This is a genomic window from Bacillus mycoides (assembly GCF_001757995.1).
Lineage (GTDB): Bacteria > Bacillota > Bacilli > Bacillales > Bacillaceae_G > Bacillus_A > Bacillus_A mycoides_B.
Genome location: NZ_LXLV01000025.1, coordinates 51,036 through 68,571, shown reverse-complemented (window position 1 = coordinate 68,571; position 17,536 = coordinate 51,036). Strand labels below are relative to the sequence as shown.

The 17,536-nt window shown below is 34.4% G+C and carries 22 protein-coding genes and 1 pseudogene; 9 read left to right on the top strand and 14 right to left on the bottom strand.

Annotation, left to right across the window (positions count from 1 at the left end; genetic code table 11):
* Positions 1 to 220: 220 nt before the first annotated feature.
* The gene (bsaA, locus tag BWGOE10_RS10130; protein WP_070142208.1) at positions 221 to 700 is read right to left on the bottom strand and encodes a glutathione peroxidase; all 480 of its coding nucleotides are present in this window, start codon (positions 698 to 700) and stop codon (positions 221 to 223) included.
* A 224-nt stretch (positions 701 to 924) separates the two neighbouring features.
* Between bsaA and BWGOE10_RS10125 the strand changes: the two genes are divergently transcribed.
* The 5 genes and pseudogenes from BWGOE10_RS10125 to BWGOE10_RS10105 all read left to right on the top strand — a co-directional run bounded on the left by BWGOE10_RS10125 (position 925) and on the right by BWGOE10_RS10105 (position 3,615).
* Positions 925 to 1,134, top strand: a complete 210-nt coding sequence (locus BWGOE10_RS10125) for a DUF3925 family protein (protein ID WP_070142205.1) — start codon at positions 925 to 927, stop codon at positions 1,132 to 1,134.
* A 97-nt stretch (positions 1,135 to 1,231) separates the two neighbouring features.
* Positions 1,232 to 2,197, top strand: a complete 966-nt coding sequence (locus BWGOE10_RS10120) for an MBL fold metallo-hydrolase (protein ID WP_070142204.1) — start codon at positions 1,232 to 1,234, stop codon at positions 2,195 to 2,197.
* 85 nt (positions 2,198 to 2,282) lie between these two features.
* Entirely contained in the window at positions 2,283 to 2,717 is a 435-nt protein-coding gene (locus tag BWGOE10_RS10115; protein ID WP_070142202.1) for a hypothetical protein, read from the top strand.
* Between the two features lie 166 nt (positions 2,718 to 2,883).
* Positions 2,884 to 3,228: pseudogene (locus BWGOE10_RS33340) on the top strand (AarF/ABC1/UbiB kinase family protein); the annotation flags it as partial.
* Positions 3,229 to 3,369: 141 nt separating this feature from the next.
* Positions 3,370 to 3,615, top strand: a complete 246-nt coding sequence (locus BWGOE10_RS10105; protein ID WP_070142198.1) for a hypothetical protein — start codon at positions 3,370 to 3,372, stop codon at positions 3,613 to 3,615.
* A 54-nt stretch (positions 3,616 to 3,669) separates the two neighbouring features.
* Here the strand turns inward: BWGOE10_RS10105 and BWGOE10_RS10100 are convergent, their stop codons facing one another.
* The gene (locus BWGOE10_RS10100; RefSeq protein WP_070142196.1) at positions 3,670 to 4,350 is read right to left on the bottom strand and encodes a DUF3600 domain-containing protein; all 681 of its coding nucleotides are present in this window, start codon (positions 4,348 to 4,350) and stop codon (positions 3,670 to 3,672) included.
* Entirely contained in the window at positions 4,347 to 4,925 is a 579-nt protein-coding gene (locus BWGOE10_RS10095) for a sigma-70 family RNA polymerase sigma factor (protein WP_070142194.1), read from the bottom strand. The genes BWGOE10_RS10100 and BWGOE10_RS10095 overlap by 4 nt, the downstream gene beginning before the upstream one ends.
* A 206-nt stretch (positions 4,926 to 5,131) precedes the next feature.
* Between BWGOE10_RS10095 and BWGOE10_RS10090 the strand changes: the two genes are divergently transcribed.
* Both BWGOE10_RS10090 and BWGOE10_RS10085 read left to right on the top strand, forming a co-directional pair.
* Positions 5,132 to 6,118, top strand: coding sequence for a quinone oxidoreductase family protein (locus BWGOE10_RS10090; RefSeq protein WP_070142192.1), 987 nt, complete (start codon positions 5,132 to 5,134; stop codon positions 6,116 to 6,118).
* Between the two features lie 29 nt (positions 6,119 to 6,147).
* On the top strand, positions 6,148 to 6,786 hold the full coding sequence (locus BWGOE10_RS10085) for a zinc dependent phospholipase C family protein (RefSeq protein ID WP_070142190.1): 639 nt from the start codon (positions 6,148 to 6,150) through the stop codon (positions 6,784 to 6,786).
* 44 nt (positions 6,787 to 6,830) lie between these two features.
* Here the strand turns inward: BWGOE10_RS10085 and BWGOE10_RS10080 are convergent, their stop codons facing one another.
* The 5 genes from BWGOE10_RS10080 to BWGOE10_RS10060 all read right to left on the bottom strand — a co-directional run bounded on the left by BWGOE10_RS10080 (position 6,831) and on the right by BWGOE10_RS10060 (position 11,753).
* The gene (locus tag BWGOE10_RS10080; RefSeq protein ID WP_070142188.1) at positions 6,831 to 7,214 is read right to left on the bottom strand and encodes a VOC family protein; all 384 of its coding nucleotides are present in this window, start codon (positions 7,212 to 7,214) and stop codon (positions 6,831 to 6,833) included.
* Positions 7,215 to 7,482: 268 nt separating this feature from the next.
* Complete coding sequence (locus BWGOE10_RS10075) at positions 7,483 to 8,652, bottom strand: DEAD/DEAH box helicase (RefSeq protein ID WP_070142186.1); 1,170 nt, start codon at positions 8,650 to 8,652, stop codon at positions 7,483 to 7,485.
* 19 nt (positions 8,653 to 8,671) lie between these two features.
* The gene (locus BWGOE10_RS10070) at positions 8,672 to 9,199 is read right to left on the bottom strand and encodes a hypothetical protein (RefSeq protein ID WP_070142184.1); all 528 of its coding nucleotides are present in this window, start codon (positions 9,197 to 9,199) and stop codon (positions 8,672 to 8,674) included.
* A 90-nt stretch (positions 9,200 to 9,289) separates the two neighbouring features.
* Positions 9,290 to 10,978 carry a formate--tetrahydrofolate ligase gene (locus BWGOE10_RS10065; RefSeq protein WP_033710610.1) on the bottom strand — a complete coding sequence of 563 codons (1,689 nt, stop codon included), beginning with the start codon at positions 10,976 to 10,978 and terminating at the stop codon, positions 9,290 to 9,292.
* Between the two features lie 94 nt (positions 10,979 to 11,072).
* Complete coding sequence (locus BWGOE10_RS10060; protein ID WP_070142183.1) at positions 11,073 to 11,753, bottom strand: class I SAM-dependent methyltransferase; 681 nt, start codon at positions 11,751 to 11,753, stop codon at positions 11,073 to 11,075.
* A 341-nt stretch (positions 11,754 to 12,094) separates the two neighbouring features.
* Between BWGOE10_RS10060 and BWGOE10_RS10055 the strand changes: the two genes are divergently transcribed.
* On the top strand, positions 12,095 to 12,433 hold the full coding sequence (locus BWGOE10_RS10055) for a permease (RefSeq protein ID WP_070142181.1): 339 nt from the start codon (positions 12,095 to 12,097) through the stop codon (positions 12,431 to 12,433).
* Between the two features lie 30 nt (positions 12,434 to 12,463).
* Here the strand turns inward: BWGOE10_RS10055 and BWGOE10_RS10050 are convergent, their stop codons facing one another.
* From BWGOE10_RS10050 to ytfJ, 4 genes are all read right to left on the bottom strand, one after another.
* Positions 12,464 to 12,676: a hypothetical protein gene (locus BWGOE10_RS10050; RefSeq protein ID WP_002012518.1), complete on the bottom strand. Its 213-nt coding sequence runs from the start codon at positions 12,674 to 12,676 to the stop codon at positions 12,464 to 12,466.
* Between the two features lie 69 nt (positions 12,677 to 12,745).
* Entirely contained in the window at positions 12,746 to 13,066 is a 321-nt protein-coding gene (locus BWGOE10_RS10045) for a hypothetical protein (RefSeq protein WP_002118741.1), read from the bottom strand.
* Positions 13,067 to 13,117: 51 nt separating this feature from the next.
* The gene (locus tag BWGOE10_RS10040; RefSeq protein ID WP_002085994.1) at positions 13,118 to 13,894 is read right to left on the bottom strand and encodes a hypothetical protein; all 777 of its coding nucleotides are present in this window, start codon (positions 13,892 to 13,894) and stop codon (positions 13,118 to 13,120) included.
* A 160-nt stretch (positions 13,895 to 14,054) separates the two neighbouring features.
* Positions 14,055 to 14,480 (bottom strand): GerW family sporulation protein, encoded by a 426-nt coding sequence (gene ytfJ / locus BWGOE10_RS10035; protein ID WP_070142179.1) that lies wholly within the window; start codon positions 14,478 to 14,480, stop codon positions 14,055 to 14,057.
* A 131-nt stretch (positions 14,481 to 14,611) separates the two neighbouring features.
* Between ytfJ and BWGOE10_RS10030 the strand changes: the two genes are divergently transcribed.
* Entirely contained in the window at positions 14,612 to 15,397 is a 786-nt protein-coding gene (locus tag BWGOE10_RS10030) for a GNAT family N-acetyltransferase (protein WP_070142177.1), read from the top strand.
* Between the two features lie 351 nt (positions 15,398 to 15,748).
* Here the strand turns inward: BWGOE10_RS10030 and BWGOE10_RS10025 are convergent, their stop codons facing one another.
* Together BWGOE10_RS10025 and BWGOE10_RS10020 are read right to left on the bottom strand one after the other, a co-directional pair.
* A complete protein-coding gene (locus BWGOE10_RS10025) occupies positions 15,749 to 16,576 on the bottom strand; it encodes a DUF3952 domain-containing protein (protein ID WP_070142430.1) in 828 nt (275 codons plus the stop codon).
* Positions 16,577 to 16,737: 161 nt separating this feature from the next.
* Complete coding sequence (locus tag BWGOE10_RS10020; RefSeq protein WP_070142175.1) at positions 16,738 to 17,511, bottom strand: hypothetical protein; 774 nt, start codon at positions 17,509 to 17,511, stop codon at positions 16,738 to 16,740.
* Positions 17,512 to 17,536: the final 25 nt, after the last annotated feature.

Genomic DNA, 17,536 nt, shown 5'->3' with positions numbered 1-17,536 from the left:
CAAAGACTAAGAGCTACTTTGTTCTTTGAGGTGGTTTTAATAAACATAATATAAGATAGCTAACTCCTAATCGCCTCCGCCATCTCCTGAACTGCCACATACGGATATCGGTACAACACTAAATACGTACAGTCACGTACTACCAAGTATGCAAAAATCGGGAGCGGAAAAGTTAAACAAGCTATTTAGCAGAAGTGACCAAAGTAGTGACTCCTAATTATTAGCCAAGTACCTTTTCAATCTCAACCTCTAAATCCACCGGCTTCGTTTGCGGTGCAAAACGTCCTACTACCTTACCATCTTTTCCAATTAAAAACTTAGTAAAGTTCCATTTTACGGCTTTCATACCGAGTAAACCTGGTGCTTGTTCTGTCATGTATGTATAGAGAGGATGAGCCTTGTCACCTTTCACATCAATTTTTGCAAACATCGGGAAGTTTACACCGTAGTTTAATTCACAAAAACTAGTAATATCAGCTTCCGTTCCCGGTTCTTGTCCTCCAAATTGATTACAAGGGAAACCTAGTATTTCTAATCCTTGATCTTTATATTTATCATATACTTCTTGTAATCCTTTATATTGCGGTGTAAAACCACATTTGCTAGCTACATTTACAATAAGAAGTGCTTTTCCTTCGTAATCTTTTAACGATTTATCTTCTCCTGTTATTGTTTTAGCTGAAAAATCATAAACTGTCATTGTTCCTACCCCTCTCTTCACTATCATTCTATGTTTTTACTATACTACATTCGTGAATATACAGCTCTTATTACGTACTTACACACTGAAATGATAGCGCTTTATTTTTGTCCAAAAATTCGACACAATATACTAGACTTTTATGATGGAAAGTTTTACAATTGAATTGTGAACAAAATGTGACAGTTTATATTCCATTATAAAAGAAAAGGATGGTGTTCATTATGAAAACTGCACAACGTGAAATGATTTCAAATCGTGAGTTTTATTTCGTACTATATATGATGTTATTGTATGTTACTGGCTGGGTAATCGATGTAAATGGCTTATTCCTAAGTTCCTACTTTAATTTAGCAGGAGAGATTACTCTTCCATTAGTTGGCGGTATTGTTGGACTGTTCGTTATATTTATCAATAAAGAACAAACTAAATAACAACATTACATGAAGGCAGAAGACGAATTTTCGTTTTCTGCCTTTTCTTTTTTAGCGTATAATAAAACCATACAAATATGTATAAGGAGTGGTAAGTATGAAAAAAGTAGAGCGACTATCTTCTCATCTATATCTTATTGATGATTACGACTTAAAACATAATGAACGCACAGGTACATACGTTTTATTAGGTGACGATATTACTTTAATTGAAACTTGTGCGGCCCCTTCTCTTCCCTATATTTTAGACGGCTTACAGCAATTACATATTGATTTAAATGATGTAAAAAACATTATCGTTACACATGTTCATTTAGATCACGCAGGCGCAGCAGGGTTAATGATGGAAAAGTGCCCAAATGCTACTCTATTTGTGCATCCGCGCGGGGCTCGTCATATGATTGATCCAACAAAACTAATTCTAGGTGCAAAAGCTGTGTACAAAGAAGATTTCAATAAACTCTTTGATCCAATTCTTCCAATAGAAGAAAATCGTGTTCATATTGTACAAAATGGCGATACATTAAAAATTGCAGAAGACCGTACACTTACATTTTATGATACACCGGGACATGCGAAGCACCATATTAGCATTCACGATTCAAAAACAAACGGCATTTTCACTGGTGATACGATTGGAATTTACTATCGAGAGCTAGCTGATTTTGATGTAGAATTATATCTACCGTCAACTTCACCTTCACAATTCCAACCAGATGCGATGATCGCTTCGAAAAATCATATTCAAAGTATGAATGTAGATACTATTTATTTCGGTCATTACGGCGCATCTGCCAATGTTACAGAAGTATATAACCAACTTGAACATTGGTTACCTATTTTCGTTAATACTGGAAATGAAGTTTTTCAAAAATATACTGATTTTGATGAGACTACTAAGGCATTACAATCTTTACTAATGGAGAAAGTCTCCTCTCACCTTACAAAGCTAAACGTTCCATCAAATCATTCTGTTTATAACATTTTACATCTTGATTTAGAGATTAGCGCGATGGGAATTATTGATTACTTAACGAAACAAACAAAATCCTCAATTAACTAATAGAAAACGAAGATATATACAACGCAGTTATCGTATATATCTTCGTTCCTTGAATATATTTTTTAATAAAGGATGGTGGAATGGAATGCAAAAAGTAATATTATACCTCTGCTTTACATTATTTATCATCTTATTATTAGTTGTAGGTGTTAAAATTCAATTTTATTTAGATACAGACGCGCAGGTGAACTTTAACGTTTATCCAAGATTATTCTACTTTACACTCTTCCCTCTTATAGTTGGCATTTTATTACGATTCCTTCAATCCATTAATCGCGAAACGAGTAAACAAAACTGGAGCTTTCAACCGGATAAGTTTATTGCTATTACAGTGCCCACACTATTCATTTCCTTTTCCCCTGCATTACTCTTTTCACCACTTGGCGAATACTTACCTTATTTAGCTAATATTATTCTCGTGAACACAACTTTCGTTACTATAATTAGCCTAATTGCGGGTTATTCACTATTAGATTGTTTTATACAAAAGGACAATGCAACTATGAAAAAATATAATTGAATACTCTATTTAATCGTGCAAGTCAAGGATTGTACTTCCTTGGCTTGTTTTTAGCATAATTATATTCCTGTATAATACAGTTATCGAATAAAATTCGGAGGAATGATACAATGTTTTTTCAATTTTTTCTACTAGCAGTCATTATGTCTTTTATTAGTGAAGGAACGATGCTGCAACTAACGAATTACTCTCTATGTTACCTGCCATGCGACGCATTCCTAGAAAACTAGATGATTTAAGTTCAAAACTAGAAAACGGAGAATTATCCGTAAAGGTCGGCTTTTTCTCTGACGAAACAAATGCATCATTCATTACTACGTTTATCTCACAATTCCTCATTGCATTTATTGGAACTGCATTTGGTAGGATTTCGGTAAGCGTATTGCATTTAGCAAACAATGCGAAAGAGCCAAATAATCAATTTTTAAGTGTCGTTGGTTACGGTGGTTTATTTATAAGTGCGATATTACTTGTAAGAGTAGCTATTCATGCGGTAAGGAAATTTAAGTAATAACAAAACGAGTATGAAATCACGTAGATTTTATACTCGTTTTTTATTGTTTATATATTCAATATGTACTAGGAAATTTATGTTAAACTAAAGAAAATCGTGCACTAAGTCAAAATACATTTCAACCAAGGGAGAATTATTATGTATAGATTTTTTGGGTTCTCGTTTCTAATGTTTCTCGCAAGTGTATTTTCTTTCTTTATTCTTAGAGGCCCTAATGCGAATTTAACGTTAATTATTGTGATTCTAAGTATTCTTTCATTACTCGGCATTATTTTTGCAATTGCATCAAAAAATTGGTTATTCGGAATAGTTGGTACTGCATTAAATGGTGTAATACTAGTATTTGTATATTTCCTATTGCTAGCAAAAGGAATAGGTGGTTAATATCTTTACGCTTCAATTAAGAAAGCTCAAAGCTAAAGCTATGAGCTTTTCTACTTATCGCACCTTTTCATCTACATACTCCATATACTGCTCCGTTTTAATAAATTTTTCTTTGTACGCTTCAGGTACTTCGTTTACAGTTATCCCACCACTCGATTTCATTTTTACTAATACTGTTTGATATGCCATTAATGCTTCCATATATTGTTCATACTCTTCAGGAGTTAATACTTCTTTACTAGATTTATGGCCATTTAATTTATCAAAATACGGCTGAAGCTCCATTTCTACCTTTTTCAATTCCTCTTTTTTAGCTGGTGATAATTGATCATAATCAATATTACCATTCGAATCCCCGTACTCAAGCTTTGCATTTGTTAATTTCTTTAGTTCTTTTGTAAACTCTTCATATTCTTTTGCACCCATTTCGTCTTTCGCTTGCGATAACTTTGCATTAAAACGCATGTATCCTTCTAATGTTATAGCTCCGGCATGCTTCTTTAAATTTTCAAACGACCCGTATATACCATCTGCCATAATAGATTGATAAGCAAAACCAGTTGTCGGAATTAAAAATGCGGCTGCAAGCACTCCTGCGATAAGGCGCTTCTTCCTTTTACTTCCACCGCGCTTCATTTTAATTTGAACGATTACTTTTTCTTTTAACTCTGGCGGGGCTACAATCCCCTTCGCTTCTTCTTGTATAGACTCTCTAACTCTACAATCCAAACTCATTTTACATTCCCTACCTCTCCTAAAAAGATTTCTTCTACTTGCTCTTTTTGACGTAGTTTCTTTAAGGCCGCATGAATTCTAGATTTCACGGTACCGATTGGAATATGTAATATTTGTGCTACTTCTTCTTGTGAGTAATCATGTAAGTATCTTAAGATAATAACTTGTTTCAATTTATATGGTAATTTATGAATGAGTTCAATTAATTTTTGGTTTGATATTTTACTTACAACATCGCTAGAAAAATCAATTTGTACTGGTTTTCTTTGCTCTTCTGCTTTTTTTACAATTCGCAGTCGCATCCACCTCTTTCTTCTATAAGAATGGATTTGTTTAATCGCAAGTCCAATTAACCATGGACGAAATGGCTTCTCACTATCATATTTACGAAGCGATTCATATAGCTGTATGTATATTTCCTGAACGACATCATCTATATCTGCTTTATCCTCTATTAAAAAATGTACTGTCTTATATACTTCTTGAATCGTTTTATCATACAATTCGCTATACGCTTCTTTATTACCTGATAAAGTTAATTGAATTAAATCGGTATACAATGTTTCATCCTTCATGTACCATCCCTCCTTTGTCTTACACTATATATTGGCAAGCAAACGATATTTCGTTCGATTTCTTTCAAATATTTTTCAAATAAATTAATATAATGATGCAATAACTTCATAAGCTTCACTTATAACCCTGCATAACAATTATATAATTTTCCAATTCCTAATGAAGATTTAAAATAATATATATAGTCAAATTTAGGAGGATGTATATGAAAGCTATCGTTGTAACTTCATTCGGTGGTCCTGAAGTGTTGAAATATACGGACATGGATATTCCTACAATTTCAGATAATCAAGTTTTAATTCGCGTTGTTGCTACTAGTGTTAATTTCGCCGATATTAAATCACGTTATGGCAAAAAAGGAAACAAATCCTTACCTTTTATTCCAGGGATAGATGCAGCTGGTATTGTAGAACACGTAGGCTCTCATGTAAAAAACATTCATCCTGGCCAGCGTGTCATTACTTTTCCTCAAAATGGCTCTTACGCTGAATATGTTGTCGCGAACGAAAATCTTACTTTTGTATTACCTGATGAAGTTAATTTCCAAACTGCAGCCGCTTGCCCTATCGTATCTTTTACAAGCTATAATTTACTCGCAAATGTTGCAAGGCTTCAACAAGGTGAATCTGTTCTAATTCATGCAGCTGCTGGAGGAATTGGTACTACCGCGATTCAACTCGCAAAATTATTAGGGGCTAAAAAAGTAATTGGGACTGTCGGAAGTGAAGCAAAAAGAAAAATTGCTTTAGATGCTGGCGCTGATTATGTTATTTGTCATCAAGATGAAGATTTTGTAGAGAGGGTAACTCAGCTTACACACGGAGAAGGCGTTAATATTGTTTTAGACTCCATTTCTGGAGCTGTCTCTGAAAGAAGTTTAAAATGCCTTGCTTATTACGGTCGCCTCGTTCATTTCGGTAATGCGAGCGGTGAAATTGGCAATTTCCAAACGAAAGATTTACACGCAAGTTGCCGTTCTATACTCGGATTCAGCTTCGGCACTACACGAAAAAAACGCCCTGAACTACTCCAAGAAACTGCGAATCAAGTTTTCCGTTATTTACGCGATGGAAGTTTGCAAATTAAGGCTACGAAATCTTTTCCTCTTCAAGATGCAGGGAAAGCACATGAATGGGTCGAAAGTAGACAAAGTACAGGGAAAGTAATACTACACGTTCAGACAGCTCCCTAAAATGAATACATGAAATAGAGGTGTTATTCATGGGATCACGAATTATGCATATCATTATCGCTAACGGTATTGCTGAGAAACTTTCTATTCAAGATAAAACTTCTTTCTTACTTGGTGGTGTAGCTCCTGATGCTGTTCATTCAAAAAAAGAAAAAGGAACTTCACATTTTTACGCTGGTACAACGAAGAACTATACGAGAAGAATAGATTATGATTCATTTATTCATAAATATGAAGAGCATATGGATTCCTCTTATATGTTAGGTTATTATACCCACCTCATTGCCGATGATAATTGGCTAAGTGGATTTTTTCTACCTTGGCTAAAAAATAGAATTGAGAACGACGAAACTATCGCACCTATGTACTATAACGATTTTAAATTATTGAACGCACAATTGTTGCATCATTACGATAAAGAACAACAGCTCTTTTCTCTTCTTAATCAAGAAGCTCACATTGTGGACATCGAAGAGGTTTCTAAAGAGAACGTTTTGACTTTTCGAAAATATCTTTTTGAAGATATGCTATACCCTGAGCAACACTTGCACGAAAACTTACAAGTGTTTTCATTTGATCAAATCGTTGGTTATATTGAGACTGCTATTGAAAAAGGAACATTTTTTATAGAACAACGCTCTAATGAAAAATTCACTTCAAATATTTAATCCCCCTCATTACATACGAGGGGGATTTTTACATAACTATATAATTATTTGTTTTTTTCCATTACCGCAAAATAATTCCCTTCACTATCAGCAAAGTTAAACACTTTACCAGTAGGCATAGTTACCATTTCGCCAACTGTAACATTTTTATTTGTTAAATCTTTGTATAGTTGTTCAAGATTTTCTGAGAAAAACATTAACGATGGTGTACCAAGATTCAATTCTGGGCTCATTTTGGAGATAACCTCTTTATTATGTAATATGATACTCGTCTCAGCATCATTAGTTGGAGCGATTTCAATCCATCTCATTCCTTGATTGTTATCTTCCTCTGCGATTACATGAAACCCTACTTTTTCAGTCCAAAAATTTACTGCCTCATCTTGATTATTTACATATAACATAATTTGTCCAACTTTATGAATCATTTATTTTCCCCCTAATAGTTTTTATATTCTAAGTAGCTTTCTACAGGTGCTATTATTATTCCTTTTTAATTTATATGTACTTCTTCACGAAATTTATCGACTTACTCATTTCATTCAATGCACATAAAAAATTAGAAACTAACAAAATTGTCGTTTTTTACCGATAAATCGATACCCCCTATAGAATCGTTCATATATTTGAAATTACTATTTAGAAACTTACAAACAAAAAAGACGTAACTACGCATAGTTACGTCTTTCCATTTATTTATCTAGGCTTTTTCTTCCCAGTAAATGCTGGTTTCTTTTTCTTTGGTGCTTTCGGTTTCGTTTCTACAAATGATCCGTTGAACATTTCTTGTTTCGTAAACACAATACCTAATTTTTTTGCAAATTGAAGTAATTTACGCTCTTCTTGTTCTGTTACAAGAGAAACAACTGTTCCTTCTTTACCCATACGTCCAGTACGGCCTGAGCGGTGAATATATTGGTCTACTGTGTCTGGTAACTCTAAGTGGATTACGTGTGTTAAATCATCGATATCTAATCCACGTGCTGCAATATCAGTAGCAAGTAAAATTTCTAATTTCCCGCTGCGGAATGCACGCATCGTTGCTTCACGTTCTTGTTTGTTCGCTTCTGCGTGAAGAGCTGCTGCTTTCATTTTACGGAATTGCAATTTCCGAGTAATTTCATCTAAACGGAATGGGTCATTTAAGAAGGCAACTGCTTTTACATTTCCCATATGCATAATTCTTCTTATATAATCATTTTTTTCACGACGCTCACAAACGATATACGTGTGTTCAACTAGGCTCTGTGCCTCTGAACGTGTTACACGTACTAATTGTGGTTCAACTGTCAAATCACGTGCCGCATCTTCTGCAGCTTTTGTTATTGTCGCCGAGAAAAATACTAATTGACGATCGCGCATCGTTGATTTAATTACATCAAGTACAGCACCCATCATCTTTTGTTTTACAATTTGATCAAACTCATCAAATACAATCGTTTTCACTTCATGCATCTTTAACTTTTTCATACGAATCAATTCTAAAATACGTCCTGGTGAACCAACAATTACTCTCGGATGTTTCTTTAATTTTTCTACTTGGCGCTTAATGTCTGCACCACCAATTAAAGACGCACCAGAAATATCAGTTCCCGCTGTAAACTTTTGAACTTCTTCATGAATTTGCATTACAAGTTCACGAGTTGGCGCTAAAATTACAACTTGAGGTTGTTTAACTTCAGGATTAATTTTATGTAAAAGGGGTAATAAGTACGCTAATGTTTTTCCTGTTCCAGTTGGAGATTCAGCTATAACGTCTTGTCCTTCTAAAATAGTTGGAATCGCTTGTTTTTGAATTTCAGTAAACTCTTTAAAACCAGCCTTTTCCCAAGCTTGTTGTAAAAATGGTTGCATATCTTTTATCATTTGTTTTTCTCCTTTATCTCTATTTTTGAAGAAAATGTTGTATTGTTCGCACCGTTTCTATCATGTGTGAAATAACAGCTATTAAATCATCAACATGGTCTTCTGTAATCGCTTTTTGAAATAGAACCTCTACCTTATTATGATATGAAATCGCTCGCTTATTATATTCGTATGAAATTTTCTGTGTAATCATTCGCTCTTTTCCCCAAATAGATTGCAATAAAGCTTCAATTTCTTGGCATCCTATCTCTGGCTGTTCCATTTCGAACGAGAACACTAACTTCATTTCACAACCTGGTATAAACTGAGGTACTTCCAATATTTCACCTGATAAATTCTTTGCATCAACAGATAGTGAAAATGTCGCCTCTACCAGCGTTTTAAATGTTTCTGTTAGTTGAAATGAAATACTATACATACGACTTAATGAAGCAAGATCCATCACATCTTTTCGATCTGTTACGAGAATATCACCGTGTAAATCGAAATCATAGACAGCCCCTTCCACAATTACCTTTAAATTTTCAAAAGCAGTTGGATCAAACATAATTTCCTCCAAAAAACAGGCGCCTTTCTATGGAAAGGCGCCACTTGATGTATATATAGTTTACAGATAAACGAGATGAATTACAACCTTTTAGAATAAACCTACTGCTTTTCCATCTTCATTTACATCCATTTGAAGCGCAGCTGGCTGTTTTGGAAGACCAGGCATTGTTAACATTGTTCCTGTTAACGCAACGATAAACCCTGCACCGATAGATGGTTTCAATTCACGAATTGTAACGATAAAGTCAGATGGGCGACCTAATTTTGTTGCATCATCAGAAAGAGAGTATTGTGTTTTCGCCATACAAATTGGTAGGTTACTCCAACCTTCTCCTTCATATTGAGCTAATTGCTTACGTGCTTTCGGAGCAAATTCAATATCTTTTGCGCCGTACACTTTTTGAGCAATTGTACGAATTTTTTCTTCTAATGGTAATTCTAATTCATAAAGTGGTGCGTAGTTGTTTTCACCTTTTTCAATTTCTTTTAACACTTTCTCAGCAAGGTCAACTCCGCCTTGGCCACCTTTCTCCCAAACTTCTGTTAAGGATACTGCATAGCCACGCTCATTGCACCATTCTTGTAAGTATGTAACTTCTGCATCTGTATCAGTAATGAATTTGTTAATGGCAATTACGAATGGAACACCGAAGCTTTGAATTGTTTCAACATGTTTCTGTAAGTTTTCCATTCCTTTTGCTAACGCATCTACATTTTCTTCTTTTAATTGATCTTTCGCAACGCCACCATGCATTTTAAGCGCACGAATAGTCGCAACAATAACTACCGCTTCTGGTTTAATACCAGCTGCACGTGCTTTAATGTCTAAAAACTTCTCAGCACCTAAATCTGCACCGAATCCAGCTTCTGTAATAACATAATCACCTAATTTTGCTGCCATTGTCGTAGCGATAACACTGTTACAACCGTGAGCGATATTCGCAAATGGTCCGCCATGAATGATAGCTGGTGTATTTTCTAATGTTTGTACTAAGTTCGGTTTTAATGCATCTTTTAATAGAAGTGTTAACGCACCTTCTACGCCTAAATCTTTAACTGTTACAGGTTGATTTGAAAAATTATAAGCGACAACAATGCGAGATAGACGAGCTTTTAAATCTTGAATATCTGTTGCAAGGCAGAATACGGCCATAATTTCAGATGCTACTGTAATATCAAAACCGTCTTCACGTGGTACACCTTGAACCGGTCCACCAAGGCCAATTACTACGTTACGAAGGGCACGATCATTTAAGTCAACACAGCGTTTCCAAACGATTTTACGCGTATCAATTCCAAGTGTGTTTCCTTGTTGGATATGATTATCAATAAACGCCGCTAATGCGTTATTGGCAGTTGTAATCGCATGAATATCTCCAGTAAAGTGAAGGTTAATGTCTTCCATTGGTACTACTTGAGAATAACCGCCACCTGCTGCTCCGCCTTTTAATCCCATTGTTGGTCCAAGAGATGGTTCGCGAAGTGCAATTACTGTTTTCTTACCAATTTTATTAAAAGCTTGACCTAAACCAACTGTTACTGTTGATTTACCTTCTCCTGCTGGAGTTGGGTTAATTGCTGTTACTAAAACAACTTTACCGTCTTTCTCATCTTGTAAACGCTTAAAAATATCAAGAGATAACTTGCCTTTATAATGTCCGTATGGCTCTAGTTCTTCTTCTAAAATATTTAAATTAGCTGCAATTTCTTGAATCTTCTTCATACTTGCTTCTTGTGCGATTTCAATATCAGATTTAACTGTTGTAGTAGTTGTCATATACCCTAGTCCCCCTTTAATTGGTTCTGATGATATTGTATCAGTTTTTTGTATTTTCTGCACTTATTTACCTCCTAAAAATTCTTTGATTTCGTTATACGTTTTTTAACATAAATACCCATAAAAATGTTAATGCTTGTTGTAACTCTGTAGGTAGTTGACCTAACATCTTCTCATTTACTCCGCGCTTATATACGCCGGTTCCATCTACAACTTCAAAACCTTGTTCTTTCGCTAACTGTTCAAATTCCCAAGGCATCATCGTATTGCAAACAACATCTTTGCCGTATAGGCGAGGATAACTATTTTCTCTCGGTTTTGCTGTCGGTCCTAAAATTGCAATACATGCGTATCCATCTTTCTTTAAAACACGCTTTATTTCATTTAATGCTTGCAATGGCTCCTCGGTCCATTCTAAAGAATTAATTGCCATAATTGCTTCAAATTGCTCATTTTCAAATGGTAATGAAGAAAGATCACCTTTTATAAAAGATAAATTGGGACCTTCTCCGCGTTCCTTACCCTTTTGAATCATAACTTCCGATAAGTCCACCCCAACCGCTTTGTACCCAGTAAGACTTAATTTATATGTACCATACCCATCACCACAGCCAACATCTAACACTTGTACTTCCTTTTCCACGTACTGCTCAAAAAATGGAATGATTGTACTCCTGCTCCCGCTATCCCACATTTCTTGACTATTTTGATTCCAAAACTCTGCATTGTTATCCCATTTTTTCTCTGCCGATTCATGCCAATTAAACTTCGCCATACATTCCCCTACCTTCAGTTATTATCATTCATTTCATTCTACATCATTTTCCAAAATCCCTGTTTATCCCGCATTAATGGGCAGAAGAATTCGGCGAATGCGAGGAAGTTAGCTGGGAGATAACTGCCCGTAAAAGCCCGATTGGTGAGGGCTGATAATCAGTGAGGGATGGACAAACCCCCACTGATTAAAGTTTCACTTTATCTTCATAAGGAGATGAATAGGTTAACAACGGAATCTATTTTCTCCAATTTTTGCTTTACTTGGGTTTAACTCATACTCATGTTCTGTTCCTTATGAAAGATACTATAGATACACCCAATTGAAAGAGAGGGATGTACATGCGAAGAAAGAGAAATCATCATTTTAAAAGTGGTGAAAAAAAAGAAGAGTATGCAGCTGAAATATCTCCAGCTGGTATTCCGATTAGACATGAGCGCAAAGAAATTGCAGATGAAATAGAAGGTACAAATACCGGTGCAATGATCGGCTATGTCGCATTATTTCTTTCGTTATTCTCCATTGCTTTTTATCCTGTTACACTTGGCTCCCTAGCTATTTTAGTTGGTTTATTAGCTGTCAATTTTGGAGCAAGAACACTTGGATATACCGCAATTGGTTTTGGCAGTTTTTCTGTTTTATTTACTTTACTATATCCGCTTGCTTTATCAGCGTTTTAAAAAAAACACACCAAGTTATACTTGGTGTGTTCATTCATGATACAACATGATATGACCGCATCCACAACAATGCTTCGCTGTAATTTCTTGAAAAACTGGATAATTCTCTTCATCTCTATGCTCAATAAACACCTTTTCAAATCGGTACATGTTTGGCGCATATGCCCAATCTTGTTTCGTACGTGCATATAATGTTGAAGAAAAAAACTCCTCACCACCACAAACGATACATCCCTTCTTCATCAATACCCCTCCTATGCTTGTCTTACTTCATCTATATGAACATAAGCATAAAAAATAGACCTTCTATTACTAGAAAGTCTTCTCTGAAACAAAAAGAAATGTACCGAATATACCTACTCCGCTATATTCTTTCGTAACACCAGCTTCTGTTTTATACGTTTGCTTTACAGTCATAAAGAAAACACCATTTCGTGCATCAATACTTTCAAACTGTAATTTCTCTTTTTTTTCATCTACATTTTGCGTGCATTCAAAGCTACTCTCGTCACATTTCAATGCATACTTATCCTCTAAATACAATTTAAAATCTGATTCTTTCGGACAAGTTATAAGTAATATCGCCACGAGAATAATACTTACAATACCCACAATTGTATAATATTTCTTCATTTGTTCTCCTTTCAAAAGACAAGAAAACTTGACTTCATGCGCCAAGTTTTCTTAGTCTACAACCCATTGCCACTCTTGTTCTTTCTTATCAAAAATGAGCCAACCCGTTTCTGTTGCTTCCGCTTTCAATTCATCGATATTATCTAGTACCTCATCCGTACTTTCGAATGATCCTACTACATATACCGGAATTTCAAGACCTCTTCTCGACTCAATTTTCCCCGCTAAATCAATGTATAACCCATCTTCCATTAACGGCATAAGCCCAAGGATAACTTCCTTTGAAATTGCTGGGAAAATTTTTGATTTTTGGAAGAAAGTAAAACGTTTCTTTCCAAACGAACCGAGTTTATATGGAATCACTTTACTTAGCATTCCTACAAAATCACCGATTCTACGGTAATACACTTTGTTGTACCAACCGTCATCATGTGAAAAATAAACGAATCTATTTTTCAGCAACGGGAAGAACGTTCTTCCAAGTGGTTCTTTTTTGTGAGCCAAATATAATAATTCTGCAATTTCTTTTGGCTCTAATTCATCTAAATCGCTTGCATCATCGAAATCTACCCAACAAAATTCATCAAATTCATCAATCTCTGCTTGAATGAGTTTATGTATGTTTTCTTCCTCAACATATTCAAATAAAGTATGATAATGAAAATCTGTCCACTCAAAATTATGCTTTAAAAGCAATACTTGATGAAGCGGTGAAGGGATGTTACTTGCAAACTCTTTAAACGTAATTCCAGATGTAATAAAACAATGACCCCGACGATTACCATTAATATATATCATATTGTTTACTTGGTCAGATCCTCCAGACAAAGCACCTAGCCACCTTCGTTTTGTATGTTTCAATTCTATAGCATATTTTAACATGAAAAATTTTAGAAACATAGAGAAAACTTCAAAAACTATTTACAATTTCATGTGTTTTATTACATACTGATTACAAGAAAAAACGCCTGCTCATAAGCAGGCGTTTTTAAAGGATATCATCTGGATTTTGAGGGTGATGATTCCCCTCTTTTTTTTCATCTTTTTGGAACATCGATTGGATTTTATCGATTGTTTGTGGAGCTAATTCAATTATTTTTTCTGCTAAATGTGTCGCATTTTGTAAATGAAGAATATTTACCCCATCTTTATTCACGACTAGAAATGCTACTGGTGTAATTGAAACACCACCCGCACTACCACCACCAAATGCAGGGGTACCGTTCGCTCTTTGTCCATCATTTGTCTGGAAGTCAGATCCTCCAGCTCCAAAACCGAACGCCACTTTAGAAACCGTTAACACTACACCACCGTCAGCCGTTTGAACAGGCTCTCCAACAATCGTATTTACATCGACCATTTCCTTCAAATTTTCCATTGCTGCTTTCATTAATCCTTGAATTGGATGATCCACCGTTCATAACCTCCTTTGTCATATCTTTCCTAGTTTTTCCGAAAGTTTGTGAACTAAACATAAAATTTTATATTGATTTCAAAAAATAAAAGTTGTAATATTTAGAAAAATAAAAAAGAGGTCAATTTACTGTGCTCAAAAAATTAACTCAAAATGATCATGAACAAGTACTTTCTTTTCTAAAAGAAGAAGCAGCAATGAATTTATTTATTATTGGAGATATTGAAGCTTTCGGTTATGATACAGCTTTTCAAGAATTATGGGGAACATTCAAAGAGAACGGAACATTAAAATCAATTTTACTCCGCTTCCATGATGCATTTATACCGTACAGTAAAGAAGATTTTGTTGTCTCTGACTATGAGGTACTTCTTTCCGCATATAAGCCGCTTAAACTCTCTGGCAAGTCAACAATAGTAGAAAGATTTGAAACTGCTCCAAATGTACAACTAGGTGCCAAAAATGAAATGCATTTTTGCGAATGTCTAGATGACAATAACTTACCTGGCACACCTATTCATGAAACAATTAAACTTGCCTCACTAGATGATATAGAGCGAATTATGCATTTACGAAGCAACATCGCTGAATTCCCGACTGCTAATGAATCAGAGAAAATGTTAAGACAAGCTATCGAAACAAATACAGGACGTACATATTATATTGAAAAAGACGGTGCAATCATCGCATCCGCCTCAACTTCCGCTGAAAATTCATTATCCGCAATGGTAGTTGGTGTATGTACGCATCCGAACTACCGCGGAAACGGATATGCATCACTCATATTACAAAAAATGATTCAGGACTTTACGAAAGAGGGCCGAACACTTTGTTTATTTTATAACAATCCAGCTGCTGGACGTATTTATAAACGACTAGGGTTTAAAGATATTGGAATGTGGACGATGTATCGATAATAAGGGCTACTCTTTATACGGAAATAGTTGTAAATTAGCAATAAAAGCAAATTATACAAAAATTTAATAACTTTATTATAAAGATGGAGAAACTACTTGTAAAGCCATGACTCTAACTAAAGTATGTTATGTATTCAAGCTAAATTTAGACAGATGAACGGCCCCCATTGTTACATACAGTCTAACAATTGGGGCTACATGTTTATTCTCAAATTCTTTCCACTACAACTAGAAATAATTATGAAACATTCACCATACTATTCTCTCTAAATATTCCATCATAATACAACCAGAAGTAATTTTTATCGCCTAAATCCTCCTCAACTTTCGGCCTTTCAATCACTTATTTAATCATTTATTATTTTCATATTGCTTTTTATAATTTACATACTCTTTCTTAGCGTCTTGATTGTTATCTTTTTTACTACTAAAATACACATATATTTGCTGACTATGTGTTAATATTTTACCTTCATCATTTTGCTTCTTATAGTCAATTGAAATTGTTAATTCTGTTATTTGCATTGGGTGTTTTTCATTATCTATTGAATCATTAAAGTTAAGTACAATTGATGCATTTTCAAATTTATCATATTGCAATTTTAATTTATCGTTAATTATTTCTTGAAATTTTGCTTCTGTTATAGTAAATCCAACTGAATTTGGTTCATTAAATTTTTTTCTATTACCACCTGCTTTCAATTTTAAATTCCCTACACCTTGTAATCTATTAAATATCAATTTCACAGGAGAAACATCCAAATTCGAATCAGATCCTTGACCTTTTCCGTTTTGATACATAAAGTTTGTATTATATTTTTCTTCTTCTTTATAATTAATATCCTTATGTCTATCCTCTTCATTTTTTGTTTTACTTGTTATTGTTTGAGACGTTATTCCATATAACAGTTTTTCTTTCAAATTATATATACCTTCAGTAGTTTGATATAGCGTATTATAATGGTTTTCATCACCATTTGTTTCTATAGTAAAATCAACAACTCGTTCTTTCACATACGCATATCCATCATCACTCGCAGACATAACCTTTCTCATATCCCCTTCATCTAAAGATTTGACAAACGGCTCATAATCTACCTTCTTCTCTCCAAAACTACACCCACTCATCAAACTAATGACTAGCACCAAAATAATTAACTTATGTATTGAAATTTTCATTTTCACAAATAAAAACACATCTTTCCTTTATAAATTAATAACCTTGTTTTCTTCTAAACACACTTTTATTTCCGCTTCTTATATATAGCTTCCGCTGTCTCTCATGCTCTTCTCAAGATATATTGAATGAAGGAAATTTGAATCTACAATACGCATTTCCTTTACGCCTTACGTTTCGATTTACTTTTTTTATTTCTCTTTTGGTATCTTGGAGTTTCTCTTTTATGTTGCTCCCATGATATATTAAATGACGGAAATTTAAACCTGCAATACGCTAATAGCTGAAATTCAGCTGCACCTATGGCCACTGCATACATAACAACATTACACATAAAATAACCAAACATTGTATTTAATGAGTAATTATTATTTACATAAATCAAAACAAGAAGAATTAACACATAAATTACAGCACCTCGTATTACATTTCCCTTTGTTTTACTAAAAAACGAAGCTGACTTGTCTCCCCTACTAAATGCACCTTCACTTGCTTGTTTAAAGGTATCAACTGTTGTCGCAATATGAACAATAACTCCTCCTAATACTAATAAACCTACATAAATACGTGTAATGTAATCAATTGAATACTCGATCATCCCAGAAAGAACAAATAACGTGCATCCTACAGTTCCAAGTTGAAATGCATATAATAATATAACAAGCGTTTGTAATTTTTGAAATTTAAAACGCGCTTTGGGGAATAAATATAAAATTAAAAACATTACTTGCAAACCATATAACACTAATTCAATACTAACAATTACTTTATCAAACAAGCTGGTATAATAATCCATTCCTCCCACAAAAATAATAACCATAAATAATGAAGTATAAAATATCGTTCCGAGCATAAATCCCGTAGCACCTTCAGGACTTAAACGACTTCTACATGTCATTCGAAATTTATCTAAATCTTCTTCTTTTATTTTGAGCATTCATCTTTCCTCATTTCGACGCAAA

Bases quoted from the DNA above. Each gene is read 5' to 3' on its own strand.
- bsaA (WP_070142208.1), bottom strand. From the start codon at position 700: ATGACAGTTTATGATTTTTCAGCTAAAACAATAACAGGAGAAGATAAA.
- BWGOE10_RS10125 (WP_070142205.1), top strand. From the start codon at position 925: ATGAAAACTGCACAACGTGAAATGATTTCAAATCGTGAGTTTTATTTC.
- BWGOE10_RS10120 (WP_070142204.1), top strand. From the start codon at position 1,232: ATGAAAAAAGTAGAGCGACTATCTTCTCATCTATATCTTATTGATGAT.
- BWGOE10_RS10115 (WP_070142202.1), top strand. From the start codon at position 2,283: ATGCAAAAAGTAATATTATACCTCTGCTTTACATTATTTATCATCTTA.
- BWGOE10_RS10105 (WP_070142198.1), top strand. From the start codon at position 3,370: ATGTATAGATTTTTTGGGTTCTCGTTTCTAATGTTTCTCGCAAGTGTA.
- BWGOE10_RS10100 (WP_070142196.1), bottom strand. From the start codon at position 4,350: ATGAGTTTGGATTGTAGAGTTAGAGAGTCTATACAAGAAGAAGCGAAG.
- BWGOE10_RS10095 (WP_070142194.1), bottom strand. From the start codon at position 4,925: ATGAAGGATGAAACATTGTATACCGATTTAATTCAATTAACTTTATCA.
- BWGOE10_RS10090 (WP_070142192.1), top strand. From the start codon at position 5,132: ATGAAAGCTATCGTTGTAACTTCATTCGGTGGTCCTGAAGTGTTGAAA.
- BWGOE10_RS10085 (WP_070142190.1), top strand. From the start codon at position 6,148: ATGGGATCACGAATTATGCATATCATTATCGCTAACGGTATTGCTGAG.
- BWGOE10_RS10080 (WP_070142188.1), bottom strand. From the start codon at position 7,214: ATGATTCATAAAGTTGGACAAATTATGTTATATGTAAATAATCAAGAT.
- BWGOE10_RS10075 (WP_070142186.1), bottom strand. From the start codon at position 8,652: ATGATAAAAGATATGCAACCATTTTTACAACAAGCTTGGGAAAAGGCT.
- BWGOE10_RS10070 (WP_070142184.1), bottom strand. From the start codon at position 9,199: ATGTTTGATCCAACTGCTTTTGAAAATTTAAAGGTAATTGTGGAAGGG.
- BWGOE10_RS10065 (WP_033710610.1), bottom strand. From the start codon at position 10,978: ATGACAACTACTACAACAGTTAAATCTGATATTGAAATCGCACAAGAA.
- BWGOE10_RS10060 (WP_070142183.1), bottom strand. From the start codon at position 11,753: ATGGCGAAGTTTAATTGGCATGAATCGGCAGAGAAAAAATGGGATAAC.
- BWGOE10_RS10055 (WP_070142181.1), top strand. From the start codon at position 12,095: ATGCGAAGAAAGAGAAATCATCATTTTAAAAGTGGTGAAAAAAAAGAA.
- BWGOE10_RS10050 (WP_002012518.1), bottom strand. From the start codon at position 12,676: ATGAAGAAGGGATGTATCGTTTGTGGTGGTGAGGAGTTTTTTTCTTCA.
- BWGOE10_RS10045 (WP_002118741.1), bottom strand. From the start codon at position 13,066: ATGAAGAAATATTATACAATTGTGGGTATTGTAAGTATTATTCTCGTG.
- BWGOE10_RS10025 (WP_070142430.1), bottom strand. From the start codon at position 16,576: ATGAAAATTTCAATACATAAGTTAATTATTTTGGTGCTAGTCATTAGT.
- BWGOE10_RS10020 (WP_070142175.1), bottom strand. From the start codon at position 17,511: ATGCTCAAAATAAAAGAAGAAGATTTAGATAAATTTCGAATGACATGT.